Raw genomic sequence first — 6,069 nt, forward strand, 5'->3', positions numbered from 1 at the left:
TCACCACCGTACACTTTTGCAAGTGTAGTACAGATAGCAGCAGTTAGAGTTGTTTTACCGTGGTCAACGTGGCCGATAGTACCAACGTTTACGTGCGGTTTCGTACGTTCAAATTTTGCTTTAGACATGAGTTGTCCCTCTAGGTACGGATTTAGGTGGCTTTGATGACCACGCAACCAAAATTATTGGTAAGGAGTATATATCAAAAGGAGATAATTGCTTGGAGAGCTGGTGCTGATACCCAGAGTTGAACTGGGGACCTCACCCTTACCAAGGGTGCGCTCTACCGACTGAGCTATATCAGCACTCAAAAATTGGAGCGGGCAGCGGGAATCGAACCCGCATCATCAGCTTGGAAGGCTGAGGTAATAGCCATTATACGATGCCCGCACACGTAACTCTGAGAGCTATTTCCTTAAGAATATGGTGGAGGGGGACGGATTCGAACCATCGAAGGCGGAGCCGGCAGATTTACAGTCTGCTCCCTTTGGCCACTCGGGAACCCCTCCAAATTTTTTCTTCATTCTTTCGAAAAAGAATGGTGCCGACTACCGGAATCGAACTGGTGACCTACTGATTACAAGTCAGTTGCTCTACCTACTGAGCTAAGTCGGCATAAGTGGAGCGCATTCTATTGAATGATGCTCAGCCTTGCAAGCCTAAATATTAAAAAAAAACCAATTTTCCATAAATCTCGCCTGTTCGTTGCTTTTTCAAGCAAAATGCGTTTTCTCACTCAATTCTATCGTTTAAGGCATTTCCATTCTTTTCACCTTAATGTATGTTTCATCCTCTTCTTTTTTCTGTCATTCATCGTTAGGTATTTTATGGGTCCTTATATCTCTTTTGATCGCAATCAATGGGCCGAGCTACGTAACTCTGTCCCAATGACTCTCTCTGAGGCTGACTTAAAAGAGCTACAAGGTATTAATGAAAACCTAACGATGAAAGAAACGGCTGAGATTTATCTGCCTTTGGCTCGCTTACTTAATTTATACGTAGCCGCCAGACAAAGCCGAAATGCGGTTTTGCATCAATTTCTCGGTAATACCGATATATCGCCTCCTTTTATCATCGGCATCGCAGGAAGTGTCGCCGTTGGGAAAAGTACCACGGCGCGTTTGTTAAAAGCGCTTCTTTCACGCTGGGAGAATCATCCCAAAGTTGAACTGATTACGACAGATGGGTTTCTTTTTCCCAACAAAATTCTTAATGAAAGAGGAATTATGGGGAAAAAGGGGTTTCCTGAATCTTATGATATGAAACGTCTGGTACAGTTTGTGTCGGATGTTAAAGCAGGAAAAAGAAATGTAAGCGCGCCGATCTATTCACATCTTACTTACGACATCACGACTGAAGAGAAAGTCGTCGATAGGCCAGATGTGTTGATCATTGAAGGATTGAACGTCTTGCAAAGCGGCATGGATTATCCACACGATCCACATCGAGTGTTTATATCTGATTTCTTAGATTTCTCACTGTATGTCGATGCGGACAGTCAACTTATTGAAAAGTGGTATGTTGAACGCTTTATGAAGTTTCGTCACAGCGCCTTTAAGGAGACGGGATCGTACTTTAGCCACTACACAAAACTGTCTGAGCTAGAGGCGAGAGAAAAAGCTGAGAGCATTTGGCACTCGATCAACGGTAAAAATCTGCAACATAATATTTTACCGACCAAAGAGCGCGCTCAGTTAGTTTTGCGTAAAGGCCTCAATCATACTGTGGAAGAGATACTACTAAGAAAATAGTTTGGTAAAGCGGTTACTCTGCCTTGCGTAACGATATTTCGCCACCAATGTAACTCTCCATTCCATTCTCTGTTTCTAGCAACACCGCTCCATATTCGTTGATCCCGTGCACCACGCCATAGACCTCTTTGGGGCCCATAAGCAGTTTAACTTTTCGACCAATAAAGTTATCGAGTCGATTCCAGCGCGGTATAAAATCCTTCATCCCATAAAGCTCGTAATCACGTAGCGCTTGGTCTAATGATTGAATAAAGACAATAGCGAGCAAGTTCCTGTCTATTTTCAGACCGTCGGCTACCTGCGACAAACTTGCCCATGGCTGGTCAATGGCTTGCTCATTTTCGGGCATGAAAATGTTCATTCCCATCCCAATCACTAAATGTGCCGCTGCGCCAGCCTGCCCTGTCATTTCTACTAAAATGCCCGCCAGCTTTCTATCCTGAAAATAGAGGTCGTTCGGCCACTTAAGCTTTACACCGTCAAATCCGATACTTGATAGCGCTTCCACAATCGCGACCCCGACCACAAGGCTAAGCCCCATTGCGGCCGCCATCCCCGCGTCGAGTCGCCAGTACATGGAAACATAAAGATTGCTGCCAAAAGGCGATATCCACTGACGCCCGCGCCGACCCCGTCCATTAGCCTGATACTCTGCTAAGCAAACGCTTCCCGAAGCAAGGTTATCCACACGTTCTAACAGGTATTGGTTGGTTGAATCGATAATGGGGAAAAGCTCGACAGGGTTACGCACGGCATTTTGGATCTGTGTCGCATCAAGTAGATTCAGTGATTGAGCAAGCTGATAGCCTTTGCCTTGGACGCGGAAAATATCAATTCCCCACTCCTGAATCCCTTTAATATGCTTACTGACTGCGGCGCGAGAAATACCAAGTTCTGCTCCTAGCAACTCACCAGAACAAAACTCGCCACTGGCCAGATGACGAAGTAATGATAGTTTGACACTGTGCTCTTTCACTTTAATTCCTTAGCAAGATGCTCAAGGTTCGTTTCACCAATCGCATCTAAAAATCGGACTTCATGCTCTAAAGATATCGAAAATTTATCCTGAACTGCTATGCAAACTTTAATCGCTAGTTGAATGACGTCAGAGGCTGTAGCGCTACCTTTATTTACCAACACTAAAGCTTGCTTCGGATGCACTTGAGCATCACCTAAGCTATACCCTTTGAGCCCACACTGATCAATCAACCACCCAGCCGCTACTTTTCTGCCTTCTTCCACGGGGTAAGAAACAAGATCGGGATGACTCTCAAGAAGAGCCTGCCAATGTTCTAAACTAATAATTGGATTTTTAAAGAAGCTTCCTGCGTTACCTAGCACCCGCGGATCGGGTAATTTGGCATTGCGAGTAGCGCATACCCGTTTATAAATATCAATAGCTTGGCAGGTGTGACCATCCAGTTCTTGCAAAGGTCCATAATTCAGTACGGGTTGCCATTGCTTCAATAGCTTTAGTCCTACCGCTACAACGATCGCGTTACTGTGCAAAGCGTGCTTAAAAATAGAATCACGATAACCAAATAGACATTGTTTGGCGCTCAGGCGCTTGACGGTTAAGGAGTCTAAACAGAGATAATCAACGTAATCACACACATCTTGAAACTCTACACCATAAGCGCCAATATTTTGGATAGGAGCAGAACCTGCACAACCAGGTATCAAAGACAAATTTTCAAGACCTGCAATGTTTTGCTTCACTGCCCATTCAACAAGTGAAGGCCAATCCTCACCACCAGAAACATGCAAATAATGGTAATTATCATCCTGCGTGTGCTGTAACCCTTTCAGTTGGTTGCTTAAAACCATTCCATGAAAATCACAAGTAAAAAGAACATTGCTACCTTTTCCTAACATCAACTTAGGCAAAGTCTGCCATTCTGCGCTCTGGTAAATTTCCACCAAATCTTGCACAGAGAAAACTTCAGCTAATAATTGACAAGATTGTTCTAGGCCAAAAGTGTGATATTTTTTTAAGCTCGCATTGGGATGTAATTGCATGGCATTCTATGGATAAATTAAACTCACGCCATTCTACAACAGATAACTATTCGAAGCAGGAAGAAATGTGGCAACTACAATTTGACATACTCCCCCCGATAAAACTTCCTTTGATCAAGCGAGTGTACAAAGAACATTACCCTTCAGCAAAAGCTAGGAAAGATGAATTGTGCGTTATAGGCACGCTCGATGGGCAGATATCTGCTGTTGTCAGATTTAAAAATATTGATGTATATCGATTACTGACTGGCATGCTTGTGCTGCCAGAAAACCAAAAAAAAGGGATTGGGTCGCAGTTGCTCAATTATTGCAGCGAGAATATTCTCAATAATCAGGATTATTGCTTCGCATACGCTCATCTTGAGCCCTTTTATGCTCGTCATGGTTTTCACTCCATAATGACAGAAGAACTACCAATAGCTCTTATGCAACGGTTTGAGCGGTATGTATCCAGTGGTAAAGATCTCATTCCTATGAGATACCTAGGCTAGTATGACGAGAATGCGCGGCTTTTCTAGCAATTGAACCGTTGAATTTGGTAATATCCCCAGTTCGCAATTTTGCAAATAAGTAAGGTAAATCATCCAATATGATTGCTCATAGAAACCCATTCGAGCGATTGCCGACCATCGCACAATCACCGGATCATTTTGAAGTTTTATTTTCGGCAAAAGAATTTAAAAATCATCTGATCCAGTCGATCCGTCAGGCAAGTAAACGAATCTATCTTGTAGCGCTGTATTTAGAAGATGACGAAGCAGGCAGAGAAGTTTTAACGGAGCTATATAATGCCAAGCAAAGAAACCCTGGCTTAGATATTGCGATTTGCGTTGATTGGCATAGAGCGCAACGTGGATTAATTGGTGCGGCCGCTTCGGAAGGCAATGCTTCAATGTATCAAGAGTTCTCTCAGAACCACGAACACGCCATTCCCGTATACGGCATCCCCGTGCGAGGTCGCGAGGTTTTTGGTGTTTTACATCTCAAAGGTTTTATTGTCGACGACCAGGTGATCTATAGCGGAGCAAGCCTTAATAACGTTTATTTGCATCACAAAGAGCGCTATCGATTCGACCGCTATCACACCATCGACAACCAATCTCTTGCCGATAGCATGGTACAATTTATTCAGCAAAAAATGATAAGTCATCCTGCTGTCAATGACTTATCAAACACATCGAAGCCAACGACGAAAGATATCAAAACTGAAATTCGGCAATTTAGAGCCTCTCTAGCAACAGCAAACTATGAGTTTGAGTCACAGATCCCAACAGCCGATCAAGTGGCTTTGACGCCACTGGTAGGTATTGGAAAGCGTCGAAATAAACTCAACCACAATATTAACCAACTGATCGCTCATGCTAAAGATGAAGTCTTTATCTGCACTCCGTATTTCAATTTCCCAAAAAGTGTCGCTAAAGAAGTTAAGAAAGCATTGAAACGGGGTGTGAAAGTTCACATTGTCGTTGGCGATAAAACGGCAAACGACTTCTATATTTCCCCAGAGCAAACCTTCAAAACAATCGGCGGCTTACCTTATTTATATGAGCTTAATCTACGCCGTTTTGCCAAAGTAAATGAAGCCCATATTGCCAGTCGAAATCTTTCTATCCATCTCTGGAAACATGAAGAGAATAGCTTCCATCTAAAAGGCGTATGGGTGGATAAGCGCTACATCTTGATCACTGGTAATAACTTAAATCCAAGAGCATGGAAGCTCGATCTCGAGAATGCCATTCTCATCCAAGATCACTATCACCACTTAACACCTAAGTTTGAGCAAGAGATCGACAACATCCTTCGACATACTCAACTTGTTTGTACCTACAAACAACTAGAGAAGATAGAAAACTACCCTGATGCGGTACAAAAACTACTGCGCAAAGTAACGCGAGTTAAGGCCGATAGAGTGCTCAAACAGATTCTGTAAAGCACAACACTAGACGATTAGCCGACACAACGTGTCGGCTTTTTTATATGCCTACACGTTGTTTTCATATGGCTATTGATTGAGATAGTAGCGCCTTTCATGCAGCTACTCTGTTCGATGAACATAAGCCAAAAGAATTTCAGCGCTCAAGAGGACATCAAGGAATAAGCACAGGGAATCTAGTTGCAATAGAGATAGCTTAAAACGACTTAAGCAGCTCATTGAAACTCAAACGAAAAAATCCCTGCTATTACTAGCAGGGCTTCTTAATAAGTGGCGGAGCGGACGGGACTCGAACCCGCGACCCCCGGCGTGACAGGCCGGTATTCTAACCAACTGAACTACCGCTCCGCAGCGTGTCTGGTTAGA

The 6,069-nt window shown here is 43.5% G+C and carries 6 protein-coding genes and 5 tRNA genes; 3 read left to right on the plus strand and 8 right to left on the minus strand.

Annotated features, from left to right (window positions below):
• From EXZ60_RS18210 to EXZ60_RS18230, 5 genes are all read right to left on the minus strand, one after another.
• Nucleotides 1-128, minus strand: a 128-nt coding sequence (locus EXZ60_RS18210) for a GTP-binding protein (RefSeq protein WP_235800309.1), incomplete at its 3' end; no start/stop codon positions are given.
• Between the two features lie 101 nt (nt 129-229).
• Nucleotides 230-305, minus strand: a tRNA-Thr gene (locus tag EXZ60_RS18215).
• A 10-nt stretch (nt 306-315) separates the two neighbouring features.
• Nucleotides 316-390, minus strand: a tRNA-Gly gene (locus tag EXZ60_RS18220).
• 34 nt (nt 391-424) lie between these two features.
• Nucleotides 425-509, minus strand: a tRNA-Tyr gene (locus EXZ60_RS18225).
• Nucleotides 510-539: 30 nt separating this feature from the next.
• Nucleotides 540-615, minus strand: a tRNA-Thr gene (locus tag EXZ60_RS18230).
• A 212-nt stretch (nt 616-827) separates the two neighbouring features.
• Between EXZ60_RS18230 and coaA the strand changes: the two genes are divergently transcribed.
• On the plus strand, nt 828-1,751 hold the full coding sequence (coaA, locus tag EXZ60_RS18235; protein ID WP_010318972.1) for a type I pantothenate kinase: 924 nt from the start codon (nt 828-830) through the stop codon (nt 1,749-1,751).
• A 13-nt stretch (nt 1,752-1,764) separates the two neighbouring features.
• Here the strand turns inward: coaA and birA are convergent, their stop codons facing one another.
• Nucleotides 1,765-2,727, minus strand: a complete 963-nt coding sequence (gene birA, locus EXZ60_RS18240; protein WP_094145052.1) for a bifunctional biotin--[acetyl-CoA-carboxylase] ligase/biotin operon repressor BirA — start codon at nt 2,725-2,727, stop codon at nt 1,765-1,767.
• Nucleotides 2,724-3,770: a UDP-N-acetylmuramate dehydrogenase gene (murB, locus tag EXZ60_RS18245; protein WP_277436108.1), complete on the minus strand. Its 1,047-nt coding sequence runs from the start codon at nt 3,768-3,770 to the stop codon at nt 2,724-2,726. Before murB ends, birA begins: the two co-directional genes overlap by 4 nt.
• Nucleotides 3,771-3,778: 8 nt before the next feature.
• Between murB and EXZ60_RS18250 the strand changes: the two genes are divergently transcribed.
• Entirely contained in the window at nt 3,779-4,261 is a 483-nt protein-coding gene (locus tag EXZ60_RS18250) for a GNAT family N-acetyltransferase (protein WP_277436109.1), read from the plus strand.
• A gap of 98 nt (nt 4,262-4,359) precedes the next feature.
• A complete protein-coding gene (gene pssA, locus EXZ60_RS18255; protein WP_088728575.1) occupies nt 4,360-5,700 on the plus strand; it encodes a CDP-diacylglycerol--serine O-phosphatidyltransferase in 1,341 nt (446 codons plus the stop codon).
• Nucleotides 5,701-5,974: 274 nt separating this feature from the next.
• Here the strand turns inward: pssA and EXZ60_RS18260 are convergent.
• Nucleotides 5,975-6,051 (minus strand) — tRNA-Asp (locus EXZ60_RS18260).
• Nucleotides 6,052-6,069 lie beyond the last annotated feature (18 nt).

Source organism: Vibrio sp. 1151_11 (assembly GCF_029478525.1).
GTDB classification, from domain to species: Bacteria; Pseudomonadota; Gammaproteobacteria; order Enterobacterales; family Vibrionaceae; genus Vibrio; species Vibrio anguillarum.